Raw genomic sequence first — 22,435 nt, 5'->3', positions numbered from 1 at the left:
AGTCCTGTTCGTTCATAAAATGCCATGAGCGAAAATAGGGACTGCACGAAGGATAGGGATTAGCTTTTATTTATCTTGTATCGTATCTTTTTTTTATTATATAATATAAGTTGTATAGTTTTTTTCTTTCGGTACTGTAGTTTCTTTTGGTTGTTACCATTGGAAATTCAGTACTGTTTTTTTCCATCCTCGATGTTCCGCAGCTTCTTTCATTACAGCGGCAAAGTCCTCTGAGGTTCGAATGGTGACATTCTGGTCAGGAAGCAATCTGCGCAAGGTGGTTTGAAAGCCGATATCTTTCATAGCAGAAATCAAAGGATGGTAATCGGAATAGGAGCTTCGACTGCTTCCGATGACCAATAAGCCCTTCTCCAATATATCCCTCGTATTCATTGGAACTCTCTCTTCGGTAACCCCCATTAATAATAAAGCACCGCCAGGACTCATAATATCAATCGCCTGATTAATGGCACTTTCGGAGAAGCGACCGCCTGTGCATTCAACCGCAATATCGAATGAAGCCGAATGGGTAAAATCGTATTCCTGCACCAACGCTCTGGAAGCGAATTGGAATTGCTCAAGCTTCTCTGGAATCGCACCAAGTACGTGCAGCCGGTCTTTTGTAACCCCGAAAACATGATGCAAAACTGCGGCGGTCAAGTAACCTACGGGTCCGTCGCCGAACACGGCGACACGACTTGCGGGTAATCGGTCGGCAATGCGGCTGGCTGCCTGATAGGAGACGGAACACAGTTCCGCCAATACGGCAATTTCGTCAGGAACCTCGTCCGGAATCGGTATGGCACATGCGGCCGGAAGGACGAGATGACTTTGAGCAATGCCGTCGAAACCGCTTCCCAAAAATTTGCCGTAATGGCAATAGTTTTCCCCCAATCCTTTTTGGCAGGCTGGACAGCAAAACTGCGGAGAAATGTTTCGAAGCAAATATCCTGGTAAATTAGGAACAATGATAACCCGCTGTCCCATTTGGATATCCGGCGAAGTGCTTTCAACAACGGTTCCGATGCCTTCATGGATCAAGGCCATCGGTAATTTTTTGGCCAGTGCTTCAGGCCGTCGTTGACCGGTAAAATACCTTAGGTCTGCATGACAGATGCTGCCCATGGACGGTTGAACAACAATTTCCCCATCGCGTATCTCGTGTTCAAGGGTCACCTCACTGATTTCTCCCGGTTTAAGTAATCTGTACGCGCGGGACTGAACGGATGTCTTGTTCTTGAGTGGTTGCAATGAAAATCAATACCTCCCTATAAGGATATGAATGATATAAGAAATTTCTTGCAGCCCTCTTCTGAGGCAGAGATCCGGAATGCAAGAAATGTCCTAACGCATGGCATTTTATTTAAACCGTAATCAACTGAATCCCTGAATCCTTAAATTGCTTTCGGACGGATTCGGATATGTCGTTACCGGTAATTATCGAATGAATCGATTCGATCGGAGCAACCGTATGAAGCGACACCTTGCCTACTTTCGATTGATCGGCGACCACAATGACCTCTTGAGCCGCTCGAATCATACCTTGCTTCGTGGGAACAAGCTGGGCCTCGGGATGAGTAAGCCCAAACTTAGGATGAATAGCCGGTGTCCCGATAAATGCTTTTTGCACATGTAAAGTATGAAGTACCTGATCTGTGAACATGCCGTTGAGCATAAAACTCGATTTATATAAAAGCCCCCCCGTAACGATAACCGTAACCCCCGGAGAGTCGCGCAGCTCACTGGCCACATTAATGTCATTGGTCACTAAGGTAATGTTGTTACGGTGAGTAAGATGCTTTGCGATATGAATCGTTGTTGTACCGGAATCCAGAATGACATGATCGCCGTCTTCAATCATTTCAGCCGCCTTTTTGCCGATCCGGATTTTTTCTTCTATCTGATCGATAGCCCGCTCGGAAAAGGATGGCTCAAAATTGGCCCCCTTATCCAAAACGACTCCACCGTGTGTACGACGTAACAGGCCTTCCTGTTCGATTTCAATCAAGTCTCTGCGGATCGTTGCCTCATGAACATGAAAATGTTTGGCAAGAGCGGCTACAGTGGCAGTATGTCGTTGTTTTACATATTCAACAATAAGATGCTTTCTTTCGGCAGCAAGCATAGTCGATGACCTCCACTGTTTGAAATTGCTCGTTTGTTTTCATAATTGCTTGATATAAGCTTATTATCGAACACGATGTTTTGTCAAGAGCTTATCATTTCAGCTAAAACCGTAAGATTACCTTTATGTTAAAACGAAATCACGAAGGTTACTTACTAAAAATCAAGCTTATTAATGTTTATATATGTTCGATAATGCGTATAAATTTTCGTTTTGTTGAAAATTAATCTTGATTTAACGGAAAGAAATCATTTAAAATAAACTCATAAATTCGAGTAATCGCTTTCAACTAGGAATGATGAATTGGGTATGCGCGAAAATGTTCATTTTTACGTGAATGACTTTGCGTGAATAAACAACATGTTAGGAGTGGTCATATGCAGGCGAAATATATGGAGGGAGACATTAAGTTGCTAGCCAAAAAGAAAGAACTGGGGCGATCCCATTTGACTGGCTGGATCATGCTGTTGCCGGCACTGATTTATTTGCTGGTCTGGAATGTGTATCCGTTGGTTTATGCGCTTTACGTCAGTTTTAGCAATTTGAATCTGACCAGAATCAACGCTGCAAAGTTTATTGGATTCACGAATTACACGGTGTTGTTAAAAGATAAGACCTTTTATACCGCCGTTGGAAATACGTTGCTGCTTACCGTTTCGACGATTGCCATTGAACTCATTATAGGTTATTTCATTGCCAAGCTCTTTACGGCTGCCGATGGAGTAAAGGGAACCGGTATTCTTAGGACATTGTTTATGATTCCGATTATGGTGACGCCTTTAATTATAGGTTTACTTTGGTCGTACATTTTGAATCCTACCCTTGGAGTGATGAACTATATATTGGACTTGCTCCATTTGCCGACTCTGGCGTGGTTTGGCGACCCAAAAGTTGCCCTGTATTCCATTTTGGGTATCAATGTATGGCAATGGGCGCCTTTTATGATGCTTCTAATTATTGCCGGATTAAACAGCATACCGAAAGATTTAACGGAAGTAGCTCAAATAGAAGGCGCCGGTTTTTGGTCCAGGCTGAAAAATATTGAAGCTCCATTTATATGGCATGTTGTCGTTCTTGGTATTTTTATCAGGGTGATGGAAAGCTTGAAAATGTTTGATGTAGTCTATGTAACTACTAACGGTGGCCCTGGAACCGCTACAGAATTGATGAGCTTGATGGCGTACCGGCAATCCTTCTTGTACTACCAGACGGGGAGCGGAGCCGCTGTTGCCATAATCATTTTGATAATAAGTACTGTGATTGTTCAGATGCTGTTTAAATACTTATGGAAGAGAGATGTGGTATGAACCGTAACTTAGTTAGAAATGCTGCCGGCGTATCGGTCTATTTGGTAACTGCTGTTTATATACTTCCGTTGATTTGGCTTCTGCTTGCCGCGTTCAAATCAAGAGCTGAAATGTTTACTATGCCTCCGTCTATTTTGCCAAAATCATTAAATTTTAATAACTTTGCCGTCGTTCTTTCCGAAACGTGGCCGTACTTTATTAATTCCTTTACCGCCGGTGTATTTTCAACCGTGATTGCCCTGCTGCTTGGCATACCTGCGGCTTATGCGTTAGCGCGATATACTCTTCGCGGCTCGAAACATATCGAATTATGGATCTTGAGCACGAAAATGATGCCCCCGATTGCCGTTATTATTCCACTATTTATTATTTTTCAAAAAGTTGAGCTTTTTGATACGCGCATGGGGCTGGTTTTGCTTTATACGGCATTCAACTTGCCTTTTGCCGTTTGGATGCTGGTCTCTTTCATTAAGAAAATGCCAAAAGAAATTGAAGAGGCTGCATTGATTGACGGGTGCAATCTGATGCAGACGCTGCTGTTCATCGTACTGCCATTAATTCGCTCCGGCATTGCTGTAGTGGTGATCTTCTCTTTTATTTGGACTTGGAACGACTTGTTGTTCGGGCTTATCATGACGCAGGATGCGGCCAAAACATTGCCGGTCGCATTGACCTCCTATACGAGTCAACTCGATATTAAATGGGAGTTGATGGCGGCATTATCTGTTTTACAAACGATTCCTATCGTCTTGTTTACATTCTTTAGCCAACGTCATATTGTTTCTGGACTGACATTTGGCGGTGTTGAAAAATAATTACGGAGGCTATTGTCATGAATACTCCAACATGTTCGCTGGGAATTGATTTTGGCACGGAGTCCGGTCGTGCGGTTCTTGTGGATGTGTCGAATGGCGAAGTGCTTGCAAGCCATGTAACGCCGTATGCTCACGGGGTGATTACAGAACGTTTGCCTCATGCAGAATCCAACTCGTTTGTTCCCCCGGATTGGGCTTTACAGCATCCCCAGGATTACCTGGAGGTGCTTTACCGTTCCATTCCGGCTGTCCTTCAGGCGGCCGGCGTATCGGCGGAGCAGGTGATTGGGTTAGGAATTGATTTCACTTCATGCACGATGCTGCCGGTCGATGCTGCTTTTGAGCCGCTCTGTCTCAAAGCGGAATATTCGAATCATCCCCACGCTTGGGTTAAGTTATGGAAGCATCATAGTACCCAAGAGGAAACGGACTTATTAAATCGTATCACTCTGGAACGCAATGAACCTTGGTTAAAACGATATGGGGGGAAGATCTCCTCGGAATGGATGCTGCCCAAATGTCTTCAAATACTCCATGAAGCCCCTGAGATTTACCGGGATGCAGCTTATTTTATTGAAGCGGGAGATTGGATTGTCGCCAAGCTGATTGGTCAGTTGAAACGCAGCGGCTGTATGGCCGGATTCAAGTCGTTTTGGCATGAGGCCGAAGGGTATCCGGCTCCCGATTTTTTTGCGGCAGTAGACCCTCGCCTCCAATCGATTACCGATACCAAATTAAGCGGTGAAGTAGTGCCGCTAGGAAATCAGGCGGGGACGCTTCTGCCTCATATGGCTGCAAGACTTGGGTTAACTCCCGACCTTCCGGTAGCCATATCGATGATTGATGCCCACGCGGCGGTTCTGGGCACCGGAGTATGCACCCCCGGGAAATTAGTTATGGTCATGGGTACTTCAACTTGTCACTTAATGTTATCGGAGAAGGAAATCTGTGTTCCAGGCATCAGCGGTGTTGTTAAAGATAGTATCATTCCAGGTCTTTACGGGTATGAAGCGGGCCAATCGGCTGTAGGCGATATATTTGCTTGGTTTATGAAACAAGGGATTCCGGTTCAAATCATCGAAGAGGCTGCAAAAGCACAAATGTCCGTTCAGGATTGGATGGAGCGGCTGGCGTCTGAACTGAAGCCTGGAGAAAGCGGGATTCTTGCGCTGGACTGGCATAACGGCAATCGTTCTCCGCTGGATGATGCTGAGTTAACAGGTGCGATATTCGGTATGACGCTGCGCACTCGACCTCATGAAATTTACCGGGCGCTGCTTGAAGCGACGGCATTCGGTGCACGCAGCATCATGGAAACATTTCGAAACAATGAATTGCCGGTCCATGAGCTTTATGCCGCCGGGGGCATACCTCAGCGCAACCGATTGCTAATGCAAATTTATTCCGATGTGATGAACATGGAAATCAAGGTGGCCGACTCTCCGTTTACACCGGCCATTGGCGCGGCTATTCTGGGCTCCGTAGCAGCAGGAGAGGCCAGGGGCGGATATAAAACCATTCAGGACGCAACGGCGGTCATGGGGAAAACGAAAAGCGGGGTGTTCAAGCCGATTCCCGAGCATGTTTCCATTTACGAGGCGCTTTATAAGGAATACAGCACACTGAAGACATATTTTGGCGAGGGCGGCAATGACGTGTTAAAGCGTCTGAAAAGGATGAAATGATTGTCGCAAGTACGGGCATGGCTGCATTCGAGCACGCCTTGCACGGACAAGCCAATCCGTCATCGTAGCGCAAGCCTTCTTTCTGCGAAAGCGGGGAGGGGCTTTTTCTTTTTCATACGATTCATATGAATTTACGTTCGGTTTCGTCTCGTTATTGAGCATATGTGTCTGCATCCCGCAGGCAAATAATTATTTATGATAATACCATAGCAGCGAGAAAGACGAGTGTAAGAAGGAGGCATGTAAAGTGAAAATAATGGGGACTTGAGACTGCTTGGGCGGAGACGAAGGGGACGCAACTTTTTTGAAATCGAATTGTAAGCGTTTTAATTAAAGGAGGTATGTACAGATGGCGCTTAGCAAAATCCAGGTCGAACAGCATTCCAAAATTCAAGCGCTTCTCGCAAGCGCGGAAACGATCGGAAAGATCGCGGAAGCGGAAGCCATTGAGGCGGATCGCAATGCCCGCTTCTCCCCACGCGTGGCGAAGGCGATCGAGGAAGCCGGGTTTCACAAGATCATGCGGCCCAAAAAGTACGGAGGGCTGCAGATCGATCTCAAGACGTACGCGAAGATCATTCGAACCGTGTCCCGTTACAGCGTGCCTGCGGGGTGGCTCGTTTACTTCTACTCCGTCCATGAGCTTTGGGCCGCGTATCTTCCTCCGAATGGCAGGGACGAGATTTTGGGTGGCGGAGAACTGCTGGCCGATGTTGTCGCTCCCATCGGACGCGTGGAGAAGGATGGAGAAGGATTCCGCCTATACGGGCAGTGGAATTTTTGCAGCGGGGTGCTCTGGAGCGGTTGGATCGGGCTCGGAGCCATGATGGAACTGCCGGACGGACAGGGACCCGAATATTGCTTGCTGGCGCTTCCGAAGTCGGATGTCAAAATCGTTGAGAATTGGGACACGATCGGTCTTCGTTCCTCGGGCAGCAACGGAGTTTTAGTGGACGGCGCTTATGTGCCGCCGCATCGCATTTTTCCTGCCGGACGGGTCATGGCCTCCGGAACGCCGGCCGGCGGCGAATACGATCCGAACGATCCGGTGTATCGCATGCCGTTTATGCCGCTTTTTCTCCTGGGATTCCCTATTGTCGCTCTGGGCGGCCTGGATCGGATTTTGTCTCTCTTTTACGAACGCACGGAGAAACGTGTCCGCGTCTTCAAGTTGGGAGCGAAGGAGAAGGAGTCTTCCGGCAGCCAGCGGTTTCTGGCCGAGATGAAGATGCAGCACCACGCACTGGAGGGAATCGTGGACAGTTACGTCCGTCAGTTGGAAGAATGTCAGGTGGAAGGAAAAACGGTCATGAACGATGAAGAACGGGAGCGGATGTTCGCCATGCGGGGTTACGTCGCGAGGTCCGTTTCTGAATTAACGCTTCGGGCGATGCTCACCTTGGGCGGAACATCCATCTTCAAGGGCGATCCGGTGGAGCTGTTTACAAGAGATCTGATTGCGTTGGCGGCTCACCCGAATCATTTGTATGAGGATGCCATGGCCGCTTACGGACGAACCATGTTCGGCCTGCCGGGGGACCCGGTCTGGTAATAAGCGTCTTACTGTCGAAGGCAGACACTTACTATATATAAAACAAGGAGGCAATTCAAATGCAAAAAGAACCTATGTTTGATGTCCATCAGTTGGCCCATGTGGAAATTTTCAGCCCGAAGCCGGATGAAACGTTGTGGTTTTTCAAGGAACTTCTCGGGATGGAAGAGACCGTACGCAAAGGCCAGTCCGTATACTTGAGAGCCTATGAAGATTTCTATCACCATACGCTGAAAATTACGGAAGCGAAGGAACCCGGACTCGGTCACGTCGCATGGAGAACGTCCTCGCCTCAGGCGCTGGAGCGCCGCGTTAAAGCGATTCAGGCGACTGGACTTGGCAAAGGCTGGTTGGAAGACGAAGAAGGCCACGGAGCCGCGTATCAATTCATAACGCCGGACGGGCATAAGATGGAACTTCTATGGGAGGTAGAGTACTGGCAGGCGCCCGAGCATCTGAAGACGCCGCTTCTTAACCGTCCGCAAAAGCGTCCGACCCGCGGCGTGCCGGTACGCCGCCTCGACCACGTAAACTTAATGGCGCACGAAATGAAGCCGAACGTAGATTTTTTGATGGATCAGCTTGGCTTCAATCTGCGAGAGCATATCCGTCTGAACAACGGTAACGATGCCGCGGCCTGGCTGAGCGTGAGTCCGCTTGTGCATGAGATTGCGATGATGGGAGACCCGCTTGGCGGCAAAGCGCGCATGCACCATATATGCTACTGGTACGGGTTCCCGCAAAACATTTCGGATATTTGCGACGTATTCATCGAGAACGGCATAAAGATCGATGCGGGACCGGGTAAACACGGGATCAGCCAAGCGTATTTCTTGTATGTAATTGAACCGGGCGGAAACCGCGTGGAGCTGTTTGGCGATCCGGGTTACTTGATTTTCGATCCGGCCTGGAAGCCGATCACCTGGAAGGAAGAGGATTTGGCCAAGGGCATCATCTGGTTCGGCTCTCAGCTTCCGCAGGAATTCTTCATGTACGGCACGCCTGTCATTGACAACACACAAGAAGTGGCCAGCACGAAATAAATCTTCCGATCCGAAAAGCATTGCCGCTGCGTGGTAATGCTTTTCGGTCATCAGACTACCTTAATTGAAGGAGTTGAACGGTATGGATGATCGCTCGTTTCGGAACGCTATGGGCCAATTCGTAACCGGGGTTACTGTTATTACGACGAACGTCGGGGATGAAACGCACGGCATGACGGCCAACGCATTTCTGTCCGTTTCTTTAAACCCGAAGCTGGTTCTCGTATCGATCGGAGAGAAGGCCAAGATGCTTCAAAAAATCAAGGACGCGGGACATTACGCGGTCAATTTCCTGGCGGAGGACCATCAGGAAATCTCCATGTTGTTTGCAGGACAAATCAAAGACGGGCGCTCCGTCGATTTCGAATGGCTGAACGGAATGCCGGTCATTCCCGGAGCGATCGGACGGGTCACATGCCAAGTCGTAAACGAATATGTCGTTGGCGATCATACGTTTTTTGTCGGTGAGGTTACAGGCATCGAACTGAACGACGGCGCCCCCCTGATTTATTTCCAAGGCAAGTACCGCGAGCTTGCGTCGATGAATGAAAACGAAACATTGCGAATATAAAGGAGGTTAGAGATGGCTGCTCCATTCGAATACACGGTGATTCCCCCGAAAGCGATCGAATCGGGGAAGACGTATCCGGCCGTTTTCGCTCTTCACGGGATTGGTTATACCGAGAAAGATATGCTGTCCGTTATTGAGCCGCTGAAAGGCGAGCTGTTCTTGATCGGCATTCGCGGTCATCTACCTTACGAGGCGGGACACGCCTATTATTATTTGAAGAGCTTCGGCAATCCGGAGCGTGACTTGTTTGACCGCAGCGTGGAAATGCTGCAGCACTTCATAGACGATGCCGTCCGTCGCTTTCCTATCGACCCGAGACAAGTCTATTTGATCGGCTTCAGCCAAGGAGCCATCTTGAGCTTGACCTTGGCTCTAACGCTCGGCAGTAAAGTCAAAGGCGTGATTGCAATGAACGGGTACATTCCATCCTTCGTAAAGGAGGAGTACGTTATTCTGCCGGCCGGTCATCTGTCCGTCTTTCTTTCTGACGGCGATTGCGATCCGATCTTTCCCCCTTCAGTAGGAGCGGAGAGTCATCAATACCTCAAAGACAAAGTCGAACGCATCCAGTATGTAACGTATTCCGCGGCACACGAAATTACCGACCGGAATAAAGCGGACGTCGTGGCCTGGATTGAGAAGGAGATTGCGCGTTAGGCGAATTAGGCGGCCCTCATCGGAGGGCCGTTTTCGTTAATGATTGTCCTGGCTATGGCTTTGGCCGGCGTGCGATGGAGTTTCGTACGATTCGTACGGAAAGATCATCTGCAGCCCCGGTATTCCCGCACAAATCGGCGTATTTTCAAGAACGGAGATGGTGTATAATTCGCCAGAGAATCAAAAACGTAGTACAATGATTATTGAATACGCTTACAATGGGAAAGCATCAAATGCTTTCCATCGTAAACATGCAGAATCATCATTGCCAACTTTCAGTAAGGTGGGGAGATTATGAGGTCTGCTGATTTAAAGTTAAACGAGTTTTACAAAACGTCCTTCGATGCCGATCCCCGTTACGAGAAGATGATATCGATCCCAACGTCGGCGATCGGCACGCTGCGCAAGGAATTGATCGAAACGATCGGTCCGGAACGAATGAAAGGCTTTTTGATGCGATATGGCTGGCATTGCGGCGTCAGCGATGCACTGAAAATGAAGCAATTGGCTTGGGACGACCCGGCCGAAGCGCTGCTTGCCGGACCCAGGATGCACATTTTGCACGGGAACCTGGAAGAAGTGATCATTCTGCAGAACGACTTCGATTTCGAGAAAAAGGCGATGCATATGGAAGCGCTCTGGCGGAACTCCTATGAGGCCAAGGAGCATCTTGAGAAATTCGGGAAGGGCGGTCATCCGCAATGCCACACTCTGGTCGGCTATGCCAGCGGGTATTTGTCCACCATTATAGGCGAGAAAGTCATCGTCATCGAGCAAAGCTGTCAAGCCATGGGGAACGACTGCTGCTTCCCGATTTGCAAGACCGTGAAAGAGTGGAACGGCAAAGCGGACGACGTGTTGAAATATTATGAGCCTGACAGCTTGATCAACGAATTGGACCGGATGTTCGAGAAGCTGAGGATTGAACGGGACAATTTGAACAGAACGTACCAAGTGCACGAAAAATTAATGAATGAAGTGCTGCGGGAGAAGGATCTGTCGTCGATTGCCAAGGTGCTGTTTCAAACGACGGGCATTCCCGTGCTGATCGAGGATAAGCATCAAACGGTATTGGCGATGTCCGGGATTGAACAGCATGAGTTAGCGGAGCGTCAAATCAAAGGCTTGTCGGGTATTACGCGGACGGAATGTTTGTCGGTGAAGAATACGTGTTACCTGGTGACGCCTATTTTTTTGCAGCGGAATATTGTGGGGTATTGCTATTTTCTTTACGACAACGGACTGCCCCAGGAAGTCGATTGGATGATTCTGGAGCGTGCCGCCGTCACGTGTTCCATGTATCTGTTAAATGAGCGAACCCGCTTGATGGCGGAGCAGCGGATGAAGGGCAGTTTTCTGGATGAGATGATCTCCGGTCATCTCTGCCGGGAAGAATTCATGCGCCGGGCGCAATATTTCGAATTTGATGTGCGGCCTCCGTTTTTTATGGTGACGCTGCACGAGAAATCGAAAAAGCTGTCCTCAAGATATCCCCTTGATTTCAACGACGAGCTTGTAAACAGCTTATACAACTTCTGCAGAGACCGCCAAATCAACAACCTCATAGCAGATAAGTCCGGGAAGACAGCGCTGCTGTTCTCGGAAACGGCCTTAACGGAACGAGGGTATACGAAACGCGATGTAAGCAAAAAAATCGTGGAGTGTTTGCAGCAAAAGTATCCTCATTTGGACTTTAAGGCGGGCGTAAGCTCCTCCTCGGAACGGCTGGAAGAAATCGGGCAGCTTTTTGAAGAAAGCTTGGCCGCGCTGAAAATTACGAACCCGAAATCGTGCGTCGTTCATTACGACAGCCTGGGCATCGAGGGGGTCTTGTTCCAGGCCAGCAACGTGAATTTGATCGAGAAATTCGTCGACAAAAGACTGGGCAAGCTGATCCGGGAAGATCGGCATAAGGACATGGAACTGACGAAGACACTGTACCATTACGTCAGCAACGGCTGCAACGTCCACAAGACGTCCCGCAAGATGAATATTTCTATCAGCGGATTGAGATATCGCCTTCAACGGTTGAACGAGATTCTGGAGTGCGACATCAACCGGCCGGCCGTTACGTATCAAATCTATTTAGCGCTTCAATCGATGATTGCATTAGGAGAATTGGATATGAACCTGGAGCTTGAAGAATTGTGAATCGCTTTTAGCCCGGCCGATCGCGTCGTGATTGTTTTTTCGGGAAGGTTGTCGCCGGCGCGTTCGTACCTTTCATACGAAGAATGCCGCGATTTGGGCGGAAATCCAATAGGAATCGTCTGCTTACTTTGATCACGCCCTGTATTATGATCGGATTGTACGCACCGACGATGATTTTCATTAAAAGGGGGACGATACATGGTGCATTCCTTTGCAAAAGCGGCCGCGTATGCGGACCACCTGGCTGCTGCGGAACAAACGTTAGCCGGCGCCGCGCCGCTGACGGAGCTGGATCCGGAGCTTACGGTCGAGCAGGCGTATCTGGTGCAGCTGGAGACGATCGGGCGAAGAGTGGCCGGCGGAGCGAAAATCGTCGGCAAGAAGATCGGGCTGACCTCGCTTGCCATGCAGAAGCTGCTGGGCGTCGATCAACCGGACTACGGCCATTTGTTAGACGATATGGCCGTTGAGAATAACGGAGACATCCCGGCGGGACGGCTGCTGCAGCCGAAGGTGGAGGCGGAGATCGCGTTTGTTTTAAAAAAAGACCTGGCGGGCCCGAACGTAACGGCTGCCGATGTGCTGCTCGCCACCCAATACGTCTTGCCCGCTTTGGAAATCGTGGACAGCCGCATCGCGGATTGGAAGATCAAGCTGCAGGATACGGTGGCGGATAATGCTTCCTCGGGGCTGTTTGTGCTTGGCGGCAAGCCGGTGAGGGTCGATGAAGTCGATTTGCCGCGTCTCGGGATGGCGTTGTACAAGAACGGCAGCCTCGTCAATACGGGGGTCGGCGCGGCGGCGCTGGGGAATCCGGCATACTGCGCCGCTTGGTTGGCCAACAAGCTGCATGAGTTCGGGATTACGCTGAAGGCGGGAGAGGTGATTTTATCCGGAGCCCTCTCGGCCGCTGTGAACGCGGAGCCCGGGGATACGTTCTCCGCGAGGATTGCCTGTCTCGGACAAGTCGGCGTTTCATTTCGATGATCGGGGGATGGGATATGACAAAACTGAAAGCGGCTATTCTGGGTTCCGGCAATATTGGGACTGATCTTATGATGAAGCTGAGAAGCTCGCCTGTGCTGGAATTGACGGCCATGATCGGGATCGATCCGCTGTCGGACGGTTTAAAACGGGCGCAGGAACGAGGATACGCCACCTTTAGCAGGGGCTTGAAAGCGTTTCTTGAAGAGGCTCCGGATATGGCGGATATCGTCTTTGACGCCACCTCCGCCAAAGCGCACATTCGGCACGCCAGGATGCTTAAGGAAATGGGGAAAATCGCCATTAATTTGACGCCTGCCGCGGTGGGATCTTATGTCATCCCGTCTGTCAATCTGACTGAGCATCTGAAGGCGGAGAACATCAATTTGATCACCTGCGGCGGGCAAGCGACGATTCCGATTATTCATGCGATCGGCAAAGTCGTTCCGGTCAGCTACGGAGAGATCGTGGCAACCATCTCTTCCCGGAGCGCGGGTCCGGGGACAAGGGCCAATATCGACGAGTTTACGGAGACGACCTCTCATGGCATTCAGCTCATCGGAGGGGCAAAGCGCGGAAAGGCCATTATCATCCTAAATCCCGCCGAACCGCCGGTCATGATGCGGGACACCGTCTATGCGCTGGTCGAAGGGCAGGCGGACGCGTCGGCGATCGCCGCTTCCATTGCCGAAACGGTCGACTATATCCGGTCGTACGTGCCCGGCTATCGGCTGAGAACCGAGCCCATCATTGACGGCAATAAGGTATCGGTGTTTCTCGAGGTCGAGGGCGCGGGGGATTATTTGCCTTCCTATTCCGGCAATCTCGATATTATGACGGCGTCGGCTGTGAAGGTTGCGGAGGAAGTGGCGAAGAACCGGCTGTCCGAAGCCGCCGTATCATGAATCCGGGTCCGAGGGAGGAAGAGGGATTGAAGACGAATCAACGGATTACGATCACCGAGGTGGCGCTTCGCGACGGCAGCCATGCGATCAACCATCAATATACGGCAGATCAAGTGATCAGCATAGCGAAAGCGCTCGATGAAGCGAACGTTCCTTATATTGAAATATCCCACGGCGACGGACTTGCCGGGTCATCGCTGCAATACGGATTGTCGCGGACGAACGAGATGGAATTGATCGAAGCGGCCGTTTCTGTTTGTACCGCGTCGAAGATCGGAGTGCTGCTGCTCCCGGGGATCGGAACGATTCGCCATTTGAACGAGGCGGCGAAGTTGGGGATCGGCATGGCACGCATCGCCACCCACGTCACGGAGGCGGACATTTCCGCACAGCATATCGCAAGGTCTAAGGAGCTCGGGCTGCACACCGTCGGCTTTCTCATGATGTCGCATATGGCCCCGCCCCGGTTGCTCGCCGAACAAGCGAAATTAATGGAAAGCTACGGGGCGGATACCGTCTACGTGGTCGATTCGGCCGGAGCGCTGCTGCCCCATCAGGTGACGGAGCGAATCCGCGCGCTCACGCAGTCGCTCTCCGTTCCGGTTGGGTTTCACGGGCATAATAATTTGTCCCTTGCGATGGGAAATACGCTGGCGGCGATTGAGGCGGGCGCGACCTGGATTGACGGCAGCGTCCGCTGTCTCGGCGCAGGCGCCGGCAATACCCAGACGGAAGTGCTGGTCGCGGTGCTGGACCGTTTGGGCATCGAAACCGGCATCGACGTTTATAAAATCATGGATTTGGCGGAGGAGATCGTTGCGCCGATTCTGCTGAAGCCGCAGGAAATTACAAGAGGCAGTCTTATCCTCGGTTATGCGGGGGTGTACTCCAGCTTCCTGCTTCATGCGGAACGGGCGGCGGAGAAATTCGGGCTTGATGCCAGAGACATTCTGTTGGAAATCGGAAGACACAAGGCGGTAGGCGGGCAGGAGGATATGATTATGAGCGTTGCGGCCGAACTGGCGAAAGGAAAGCGGGAAGCGCCGGTTTAGGATGGGGGGATGTCCATGAATCCAAGTGGTTATGAGGAAATGGCCTTGTTTTTAATCGAGTCGGAGGTCGGCAAACGAGAAGTCGAGCGGTTTACCAAGCGGCGGCCCGAATTGACGGTGGAAGACGGCTACCGCATTCAGGAAGCGCTCATCGCCCGAAAGCTGGAGCAGGGCTATCGGGTGATCGGGCCCAAGATGGGGCTGACGAGCCGGGCGAAGATGAAGCAAATGAACGTTGAAGAGCCGATTTACGGATTCATTTTTGATTATATGGTCGTGGAAGGCGATGTGCTTCGACTCGATGAGCTGATCCATCCGAAGGTGGAAGCGGAAATCGCGTTTGTGCTGGCAGCGGACGTACAGGGACCGGGAGTGACGGCTGCGCAGGTGTTGGCGGCGACGGAATATGTCGTGCCTGCGCTGGAGATCATTGACAGCCGATATGAGGACTTCCAGTTTGCGCTGCCGGATGTCGTAGCGGACAACGCTTCGTCGTCTCGCGTGTTTATCGGCTCGGGCTTCAGAAGTCCCGTCGGCTTGGAGCTCGATTTGATCGGCGTTACGTTATCGATCAACGGAGAATGGAAGGACGCCGGAGCGGGAGCGGAAGTATTGGGCCATCCGGCCGAATCGGTGGCGATGCTGGCCAATATGTTATCCCGCAGAGGTCAGTCGTTAAAGGCGGGTCAGGTCATCCTGAGCGGCGGCATAACGGGTGCGCACACTTTGAAAGCCGGGGATACGGTCACGGCGATCTGGGACCGGCTGGGAACGATGCAATTCAGGGTGCAAGGTTGAAGTGCCGGCTTACATTCATATTATTTATCGGGGAGGTTGGCGTATGCAGGAGCAAGGATTGTATGACACGATCGGCGGTCATCGCGTGTATTATCATGAAGCCGGACAAGGGGAGCCGCTGCTTTTGATTCACGGTTCCGGGCCTGGGGTTTCGGCTTGGGCGAATTGGCGTTTGGTGTATCCGATTTTATCGAAGCATTATCACGTATACGCTCCGGATCTGATCGGCTTCGGCTCGTCGGAAAAACCCCCTTCGGCTCAATACGGGGTGGACGCGTGGGTGGAGCAGCTGATCGCATTCATTGAAGCGAAGCATATCGGGCCGACGTCGATCGTCGGTAATTCCCTCGGCGGCTGTCTTGCTCTGCATTTGGCCTATCGAAGGCCGGATCTGGTGAAAAAGCTGGTGCTAATGGGGAGCGTAGGTGTTTCCTTCCCTCTGACGGAAGGTCTGGACCGTGTGTGGGGCTATACGCCGGATCCGGAAACAATGAGACAGTTGATCCAAATTTTTTCCTATGACAAAAGCTTTGCCGAAAACAGCGATCTGGTGCATATGCGTTATCAAGCCACTTTGAACGAAGAAAACCAGTCGGCCTTCGCTTCGATGTTCCCCGCCCCGCGGCAGCGCCATATCGATGCGATGGCTTTAAAGGAGGATCAAATCAAACGGATCGATTGTCCGGTGCTGCTCGTGCACGGTCGGGAAGACGAAGTGATTCCGGTCGAACAGACCAGCTGGAAATTGGCGCAGCTGCTGCCGAATGCGGAGTTTCATATGTTTTCAACATGCGGACATTGGACGCAGATCGAAAAGACGAATTCGTTCTGCACATTGGTGGAATATTTTTTGCAAAAATAGATGCTTTATAACGGAAAAGAAGCCGCGCCGCAGGCTGCCGCGGGCGGCTTCATGGCGTGATCGCCCGTCCGTTGAATTGAAAAAAGGAAATGTGCAGTGTGAAGATCAGGCTGGGGCCCTGGTCTTTTTTTCGTTCCCGGCGGATCATTTTACAATCAAGATATTGGAAATTAATTTTCGATCGTTTATAATAAAAACCAGGTCCGTCGTCCTAGAAACAGGAGCGCGCGAGAAGCGGACTATTCCTCTTCATGAGGCCGAAAGGCTACCCGTCAGTCCCGGCAGCCGGCCCGGATAAGGGTGTCTTTCTTGGAGTATTGTGAACGCAATGATGATCATAACCCCCATCTTTGTGGAAGCCATGATCAGCCATTCTCAACTGGGCACTTGAATGGCTGGGAGCGAGTAGTGCAACCGACCCCATAATCTATAGGGTCGGTTTATTTTTTACAATGAATTTCGGTGGAGCCGAACCATTCCGGCGGCATCCTTCCAAATCAAATTTAACGGGTGATGAGAGATGAGAAATCAAGGTTCAAATCGTGTGTCCGTTTCACCAACATATCCTTTTTTGGAAAGCCCATTATTCGAAAAGGACGAGAAATTGAAAAATATTTTAAAGGAATTGGCCGATATCAGGCATGCTTTGGACCAGTCCTCCATTGTGGCCATAACCGACCCGCGCGGGATCATACTCTACGTTAATGAACAGTTTTGCAGAATCTCCCGATATGAAAGGGAAGAATTGCTTGGTCAGGACCATCGGATACTTAATTCCGGGTATCACTCCCGTGATTTTTTTAAGAACATGTGGGCCACCATCGGATCCGGAGATATTTGGCGGGGGGAAATACGGAATAAAGCCAAAGACGGATCATTCTATTGGGTAGATACGACCATCGTTCCTTTTTTAAATGAACAAGGAAGACCGTATCAATATGTTTCGATTCGAAATGATATCAGCCTCCGAAAACAAATGGAAGAAGAGATCAGGAAAAGCGAGGAAAGATACCGTTTAATCACCGAAAATTCGTCGGACCTGATTTCAATCATTGATGCGGAGGGGAATTTTTTGTATGTGTCTCCTTCCCACGAAAGCTTGTTAGGACACGATTTGGCTGATTTTGAATCCAGCCAAATCCTTCAATGGGTGCATGAAGAAGACCGCGAGACGGTCGTTGATGCGATTGAGAGCCGGCTGGCCGCAAGAAAAGAGTCTCCGCCGCTGGAGTTCCGGGTCCGTACGAGGGGCGGCAGCTATTGCTATATGGAAACCAAGATCAATCCGATCCTCAACCAATCGGGCGAAGTCAACAGCCTGACTCTGATTATGCGGGATATCACCGAACGGAAAAAGTCGGAACAAACGATTTACCATTTAGCTTACCACGATACATTGACGGATTTGCCGAACCGGAGATTATTTATGGATCGGTTGCGTAAAGAAGTCCATCAAGCTAAGCGCCGTCATTCGCAATTGGCCGTCATATTTCTTGACTTGGATCGGTTTAAATATATTAATGATTCGCTCGGTCATGAGGCCGGAGATCTTTTTCTCATCGAAGCAGCCAAAAGAATCAGTCATTGCATTCGTTCGAATGATATGGTCGCCCGATTGGGGGGCGATGAGTTTATCGTATTATTGACGAACCTGTCGAGTTCGGCGGAGGTCGAATCCATATCTCAAAGGATCCAAACCAGCCTCCAGGAACCGATCGAGCTGTTCGGGCAGCGCCATTGTATTTCTTGCAGCATGGGTATCGCCCTCTTTCCATCGGATGGGAGGGACCCGGATGAATTGTTAAAACGAGCGGATATGGCTCTATATGCTGTGAAGGATAGCGGCAGGAATGGAGTTTCATTCTTTCATTCGGATATGGAAGAGCGTTCTTTGGAACGCATCCTGTTGGAAAATGAACTGAAAAAGGCCATTCAATATGAGCAATTTCGTATTGATTATCAGCCCAAACTTGACCTTGCGACAGGGAAAGTAACCGGCATGGAAGCGCTTGTTCGTTGGGATCATCCCGAATTAGGGAGGATCGCGCCGAATAAATTCATACCTATAGCCGAAGAAACCGGATTAATCATTCCTTTGGGAGAATGGGTTCTTCGCCGAGGATGTGAGCAAAATAAACATTGGCAGGATCAAGGATACCCTCCGTTAAAAGTTTCCGTGAATTTGTCTGCCCGACAATTCTATCAACCTGACCTGTTGGACATGATCAGCAGGATATTGAAGGATACCGGACTGGAACCGCAATGGCTGGAACTTGAGGTTACAGAAAGTATTTTTGCGGACATAGACAATGCGGCAGCGATTCTGCAGGAAATCAGGAATTTAGGCGTTCATACGTCTATCGATGATTTTGGAACGGGATACAGTTCATTCAGTTATATCAAGAATCTTCCCATAGACACCTTGAAAATCGATGCTTCTTTCATCCGGGATATTCACCGGAATAAGGAAAGCCATGCGATTGTAAAGGCGATACTGACCATTGCCCAAACGTTAAATCTAAGCGTGATTGCCGAGGGAGTTGAAATTCCGGAGCAGCTGGCCGTTTTGAATGAGGACGGATGCGGTCACGGGCAGGGCTTTCTATTCAGCAAACCGTTGTCCAGTCAGGATTTTGAGAACTATTTGAAAGATTTGCCGATAACCACTTAGGCATTGTACCTATTTCTCCCCTATGCGGGTGAACAGGTCAAAGAGACCAAGAAAACGAATGCATTGGCCGAAGAGGGGATTCCCCTCTTTTTTGTTTTCATCGTATTTTTTAAAGCCAAATGAGGGACTGGGGTGTCTAATAAGTGAAACCGGGAGGAGGGAGACGACATTTGGATACCATCAACCTTGTCCAAAAGGCGCAAAAGGGTGATGAAACGGCCTATTTGGAACTTTTTAGGCAGTATGAGGAACGGATTTACCGCATGGCTTTTGTCTATGTGAAAAATCAGGAAGATGCTTTGGATGTAGTCCAGGAAACGGCTTATCGCTCATTTAAATCGATAAAGACTTTAAAGCAACCGCAATATTTTAAGACCTGGCTTACAAAAATCGCCATTCGTTGTTCTTTAGACTTACTACGCCAGCGAACCAAGGTGATTCACTTTGAACCGCGGAAATGGGATTGCGTACGGACGGAAAACGAAGATGATGTAACGATCTCCATTATGCTGGATGATGTCATCGAGAAATTGGATGAAACGGAAAAAAGCATCATCTTGTTAAGATTCTATCAGGATTACACCATCAAGGATGCAGCAGAGATGCTGGAGCTTCCATTAGGAACAGCCAAAACGGTTTTGTATCGGGCATTGGATAAACTTCGCGGGATGTGCGGGGAGGCGGAAGCGAATGGGAAATAACATCAAGAAGGAAATGGATAAAATAGAAATCCCGGCGGAGCTTCATCAAAGAAGTGTACTCGGTGTTCAAAAAGCAAAGCAGGAACTTGCCGGGCAAAGAGATGGGAGCGGTATGGGAATGAAACGGTTATGGCAAGGAATTGGGGGCGTCATCGCCGCTTCCGCCTTGGTCTTTGCATTAATGATGGCAGTTGAACCCGGCCTTGCATCATCCGTTAAGGGATACTTTAAAGATATAGTAAACGGGAGAGGGGCAGTAACGGGTACGGAATATAGGCAAGCGACCGATGAAATCAAGGTTGAACTTGGCGAGCCTGATATGAATGCAGAGAACGCCGTTGTGCCGCTGACCGTAACCATACTTCACGGAACCAGTGTACCTTATCGTGAGATCGAGGTGGTCTCGTTGGGGGAATTCACGATTGTCGGAAGCTCGGGTGAAATGTTGGATGACAAGGAAGTGACCGTTCAAGCGATAACGGATCAGGACTACAGCTTCGAGATCCGGGATTCCAGTAAACTTTTATCGGAAGCTGTACCCGACGACAATAGCAGTAAAAAATTTCAAGCCCGTCTGATCATACCAAGAGATATTTTTGAACGAAATGATCATCTTGCGTTAAGAATTCATTCTTTTTATGGGCATAAAAAGGGCGATGCGCCGTTGGAAATAAAGGGGGAGTGGGAAGCGCAAATTAAATTACAGGAGTCATAACAGGGATGATGATTTCGCTAATAAAGGCAATCGTTTAACGGAATGAGTTAATCCATAAGGCTTTGGACTGTGCACTTAACAATGGTTAGGAAATCATTGAGATGTAAAGAGGGGAATACCCCTCTTTTTTGTTTGGATTGTTCATGCCGTCAAACGTTTGGAATATCGTGTCAACTCGAGGATATTTGATGTTCCCAGTGAACAAAATAAAACAATCAGGTAATGGGGCTCGAAGCGGTCTATCCGAAGCGAACCTGAGCAAGCGTCTCCACGCCACCTATACTCGCCCCTACCTGCTCTTCTGCAAGCCGGAAATCATGAACAGCGACCAGGGCTCTCACTTCACATAAACGAATTCGAAGACCCTCGCGCGTTGCGTCAAGGGATAGCTCGTTATATCCAATTTTACAACGGGGAACGTCCTCACCAGTCCCTCGGCGAGGCAAGGCCCATAAGGAGGTTTTCACCATGACTCAATCGATTGAGCGTGCAAACATGCGACGCATCACAAGCAACATCTTCAAAGGATCGGTTGGAAATCTGATCGAATGGTACGACTGGTACGTATATGCAGCTTTCGCCGTGTATTTCTCGTCTGAGTTCTTCCCGAAGGGAGACCCGACCAGCCAACTGCTCAACACGGCGGCAATCTTCGCCGTCGGCTTCCTGATGCGCCCATTAGGGAGCCTGCTGCTGGGCCGCTACGCCGATCGTTATGGCCGCCGTGCCGCGCTGACGCTTTCCATCACCGTCATGGCCAGTGGCTCCCTGATCATTGCCTGTACTCCAAGCTATGGCACCATTGGCGTGCTGGCCCCCATTATTCTGGTGCTTGCACGCTTGCTCCAAGGGTTGTCGCTGGGCGGAGAATATGGAACCTCGGCAACCTACCTGTCCGAGATGGCCAGCAGCGGCCGCCGCGGCTTCTACTCGAGCTTCCAGTACGTCACGCTTATTGCCGGACAGCTGGTGGCGCTGGGCGTCCAGATCATCCTCCAGCAAATACTCAGCGAACCCGATATGAAATCCTGGGGCTGGCGTATTCCCTTCTTCATCGGAGCCGTTGGAGCATTAGCCGTATTGTGGCTGCGCCGCACGATGGACGAATCGGAGCAATTCTCCAAAATGGGATCTGAAAGCAGGCAGCGTGCCGGAACCATTCGGACCCTGATGAAACACCCCAAGGCGGTGTTGACAGTGGTCGGACTAACGCTTGGAGGAACCGTCGCTTTCTATACCTATACGACGTATTTGCAGAAGTTCATGGTGAATACGGTGGGCCTCAGCAAGGAGGTCGTCAGCTGGATCAACTTTATTGCCCTGCTGGTATTCGTCGTGCTTCAACCGCTCGCGGGCCTGCTATCGGACCGGATCGGCCGGCGCCCGCTATTGATTAGTTTCGGTATCCTCGGAACGCTGCTGACCGTGCCGCTGTTCCTGATCTTGGAGCAGATGAAGAACCCTATCGGAGCATTTTTCCTCATGCTGGCAGGTCTCATCATTGTCACCGGCTATACTTCCATCAATGCGATCGTGAAAGCCGAACTGTTCCCGACCGAAATCCGCGCCCTTGGCGTGGGATTCCCTTACGCAATTACCGTTGCGGTGTTCGGAGGGACGGCGGAGTTCATCGCGTTATGGTTCAAGAGCATTGGAGCCGAGTCGCTTTTCTATTTCTACGTAGCCGCCTGCATTTTCGTGAGCTTCATCGTCTACTGGCGTATGGATGAGTCTTCCAAACATTCCCGTATCGAAGCTGAGCTCGACGGTAAAAGGGGCTAGCTGTCCGCGAACCTGGCTCAGGCACTCTGAAGCTACAATAAGTGGGCTCAAAGCGCCCC

General features: G+C 50.1%; 20 protein-coding genes and 1 riboswitch. Of the genes, 18 read left to right on the top strand and 2 right to left on the bottom strand.

Features of this window, described 5'->3' with window-relative positions; translation table 11 throughout:
• Positions 1 to 153: 153 nt before the first annotated feature.
• Both BLT35_RS07630 and BLT35_RS07625 read right to left on the bottom strand, forming a co-directional pair.
• The gene (locus tag BLT35_RS07630) at positions 154 to 1,251 is read right to left on the bottom strand and encodes an alcohol dehydrogenase catalytic domain-containing protein (RefSeq protein WP_074727445.1); all 1,098 of its coding nucleotides are present in this window, start codon (positions 1,249 to 1,251) and stop codon (positions 154 to 156) included.
• A gap of 112 nt (positions 1,252 to 1,363) precedes the next feature.
• Positions 1,364 to 2,125, bottom strand: coding sequence for a DeoR/GlpR family DNA-binding transcription regulator (locus tag BLT35_RS07625; protein ID WP_062410547.1), 762 nt, complete (start codon positions 2,123 to 2,125; stop codon positions 1,364 to 1,366).
• Between the two features lie 377 nt (positions 2,126 to 2,502).
• Here BLT35_RS07625 and BLT35_RS07620 point away from each other — a divergent pair, with 377 nt between their 5' ends.
• The 18 genes from BLT35_RS07620 (at position 2,503) to BLT35_RS07535 (ending at position 22,376) form a co-directional block, all read left to right on the top strand.
• Positions 2,503 to 3,432, top strand: coding sequence for a carbohydrate ABC transporter permease (locus tag BLT35_RS07620; RefSeq protein WP_074727444.1), 930 nt, complete (start codon positions 2,503 to 2,505; stop codon positions 3,430 to 3,432).
• Positions 3,429 to 4,247 (top strand): carbohydrate ABC transporter permease, encoded by an 819-nt coding sequence (locus tag BLT35_RS07615; protein WP_054819817.1) that lies wholly within the window; start codon positions 3,429 to 3,431, stop codon positions 4,245 to 4,247. Before BLT35_RS07620 ends, BLT35_RS07615 begins: the two co-directional genes overlap by 4 nt.
• A gap of 17 nt (positions 4,248 to 4,264) precedes the next feature.
• The gene (locus tag BLT35_RS07610) at positions 4,265 to 5,932 is read left to right on the top strand and encodes a ribulokinase (protein ID WP_074727443.1); all 1,668 of its coding nucleotides are present in this window, start codon (positions 4,265 to 4,267) and stop codon (positions 5,930 to 5,932) included.
• 349 nt (positions 5,933 to 6,281) lie between these two features.
• The gene (locus tag BLT35_RS07605) at positions 6,282 to 7,484 is read left to right on the top strand and encodes an acyl-CoA dehydrogenase family protein (protein ID WP_074727442.1); all 1,203 of its coding nucleotides are present in this window, start codon (positions 6,282 to 6,284) and stop codon (positions 7,482 to 7,484) included.
• A gap of 59 nt (positions 7,485 to 7,543) precedes the next feature.
• Complete coding sequence (locus BLT35_RS07600; protein ID WP_062410551.1) at positions 7,544 to 8,527, top strand: catechol 2,3-dioxygenase; 984 nt, start codon at positions 7,544 to 7,546, stop codon at positions 8,525 to 8,527.
• Positions 8,528 to 8,609: 82 nt separating this feature from the next.
• Positions 8,610 to 9,098: a flavin reductase family protein gene (locus BLT35_RS07595; RefSeq protein ID WP_074727441.1), complete on the top strand. Its 489-nt coding sequence runs from the start codon at positions 8,610 to 8,612 to the stop codon at positions 9,096 to 9,098.
• A 12-nt stretch (positions 9,099 to 9,110) separates the two neighbouring features.
• The gene (locus BLT35_RS07590) at positions 9,111 to 9,755 is read left to right on the top strand and encodes an alpha/beta hydrolase (protein WP_062410553.1); all 645 of its coding nucleotides are present in this window, start codon (positions 9,111 to 9,113) and stop codon (positions 9,753 to 9,755) included.
• A gap of 294 nt (positions 9,756 to 10,049) precedes the next feature.
• Entirely contained in the window at positions 10,050 to 11,906 is a 1,857-nt protein-coding gene (locus tag BLT35_RS07585; protein WP_062410554.1) for a XylR N-terminal domain-containing protein, read from the top strand.
• A 198-nt stretch (positions 11,907 to 12,104) separates the two neighbouring features.
• On the top strand, positions 12,105 to 12,893 hold the full coding sequence (locus BLT35_RS07580; RefSeq protein WP_062410555.1) for a 2-keto-4-pentenoate hydratase: 789 nt from the start codon (positions 12,105 to 12,107) through the stop codon (positions 12,891 to 12,893).
• Between the two features lie 14 nt (positions 12,894 to 12,907).
• Positions 12,908 to 13,795, top strand: a complete 888-nt coding sequence (locus tag BLT35_RS07575) for an acetaldehyde dehydrogenase (acetylating) (protein ID WP_054819824.1) — start codon at positions 12,908 to 12,910, stop codon at positions 13,793 to 13,795.
• Between the two features lie 26 nt (positions 13,796 to 13,821).
• Positions 13,822 to 14,847 carry a 4-hydroxy-2-oxovalerate aldolase gene (dmpG, locus tag BLT35_RS07570; protein ID WP_235594211.1) on the top strand — a complete coding sequence of 342 codons (1,026 nt, stop codon included), beginning with the start codon at positions 13,822 to 13,824 and terminating at the stop codon, positions 14,845 to 14,847.
• Positions 14,848 to 14,862: 15 nt separating this feature from the next.
• Positions 14,863 to 15,645: a 2-keto-4-pentenoate hydratase gene (locus tag BLT35_RS07565; protein ID WP_054819826.1), complete on the top strand. Its 783-nt coding sequence runs from the start codon at positions 14,863 to 14,865 to the stop codon at positions 15,643 to 15,645.
• A gap of 43 nt (positions 15,646 to 15,688) precedes the next feature.
• On the top strand, positions 15,689 to 16,507 hold the full coding sequence (locus BLT35_RS07560; protein WP_062410558.1) for an alpha/beta fold hydrolase: 819 nt from the start codon (positions 15,689 to 15,691) through the stop codon (positions 16,505 to 16,507).
• 345 nt (positions 16,508 to 16,852) lie between these two features.
• A riboswitch (cyclic di-GMP riboswitch) is annotated at positions 16,853 to 16,936 on the top strand.
• Between the two features lie 91 nt (positions 16,937 to 17,027).
• Entirely contained in the window at positions 17,028 to 19,178 is a 2,151-nt protein-coding gene (locus tag BLT35_RS07555) for a sensor domain-containing protein (RefSeq protein WP_074727440.1), read from the top strand.
• 170 nt (positions 19,179 to 19,348) lie between these two features.
• Positions 19,349 to 19,879: a sigma-70 family RNA polymerase sigma factor gene (locus BLT35_RS07550; RefSeq protein WP_074727439.1), complete on the top strand. Its 531-nt coding sequence runs from the start codon at positions 19,349 to 19,351 to the stop codon at positions 19,877 to 19,879.
• Entirely contained in the window at positions 19,869 to 20,594 is a 726-nt protein-coding gene (locus BLT35_RS07545; RefSeq protein ID WP_074727438.1) for a hypothetical protein, read from the top strand. The genes BLT35_RS07550 and BLT35_RS07545 overlap by 11 nt, the downstream gene beginning before the upstream one ends.
• A 373-nt stretch (positions 20,595 to 20,967) precedes the next feature.
• A complete protein-coding gene (locus BLT35_RS26825; protein WP_160327404.1) occupies positions 20,968 to 21,066 on the top strand; it encodes an integrase core domain-containing protein in 99 nt (32 codons plus the stop codon).
• Positions 21,063 to 22,376 carry an MFS transporter gene (locus BLT35_RS07535; protein WP_074727437.1) on the top strand — a complete coding sequence of 438 codons (1,314 nt, stop codon included), beginning with the start codon at positions 21,063 to 21,065 and terminating at the stop codon, positions 22,374 to 22,376. The genes BLT35_RS26825 and BLT35_RS07535 overlap by 4 nt, the downstream gene beginning before the upstream one ends.
• Positions 22,377 to 22,435 lie beyond the last annotated feature (59 nt).

The organism is Paenibacillus naphthalenovorans, assembly GCF_900099895.1.
In the GTDB taxonomy this organism is placed as follows: Bacteria; Bacillota; Bacilli; order Paenibacillales; family NBRC-103111; genus Paenibacillus_G; species Paenibacillus_G naphthalenovorans.
The sequence above is the reverse complement of the archived record's forward strand: the minus strand, read 5'-3'. Positions and strand labels throughout refer to the sequence as shown.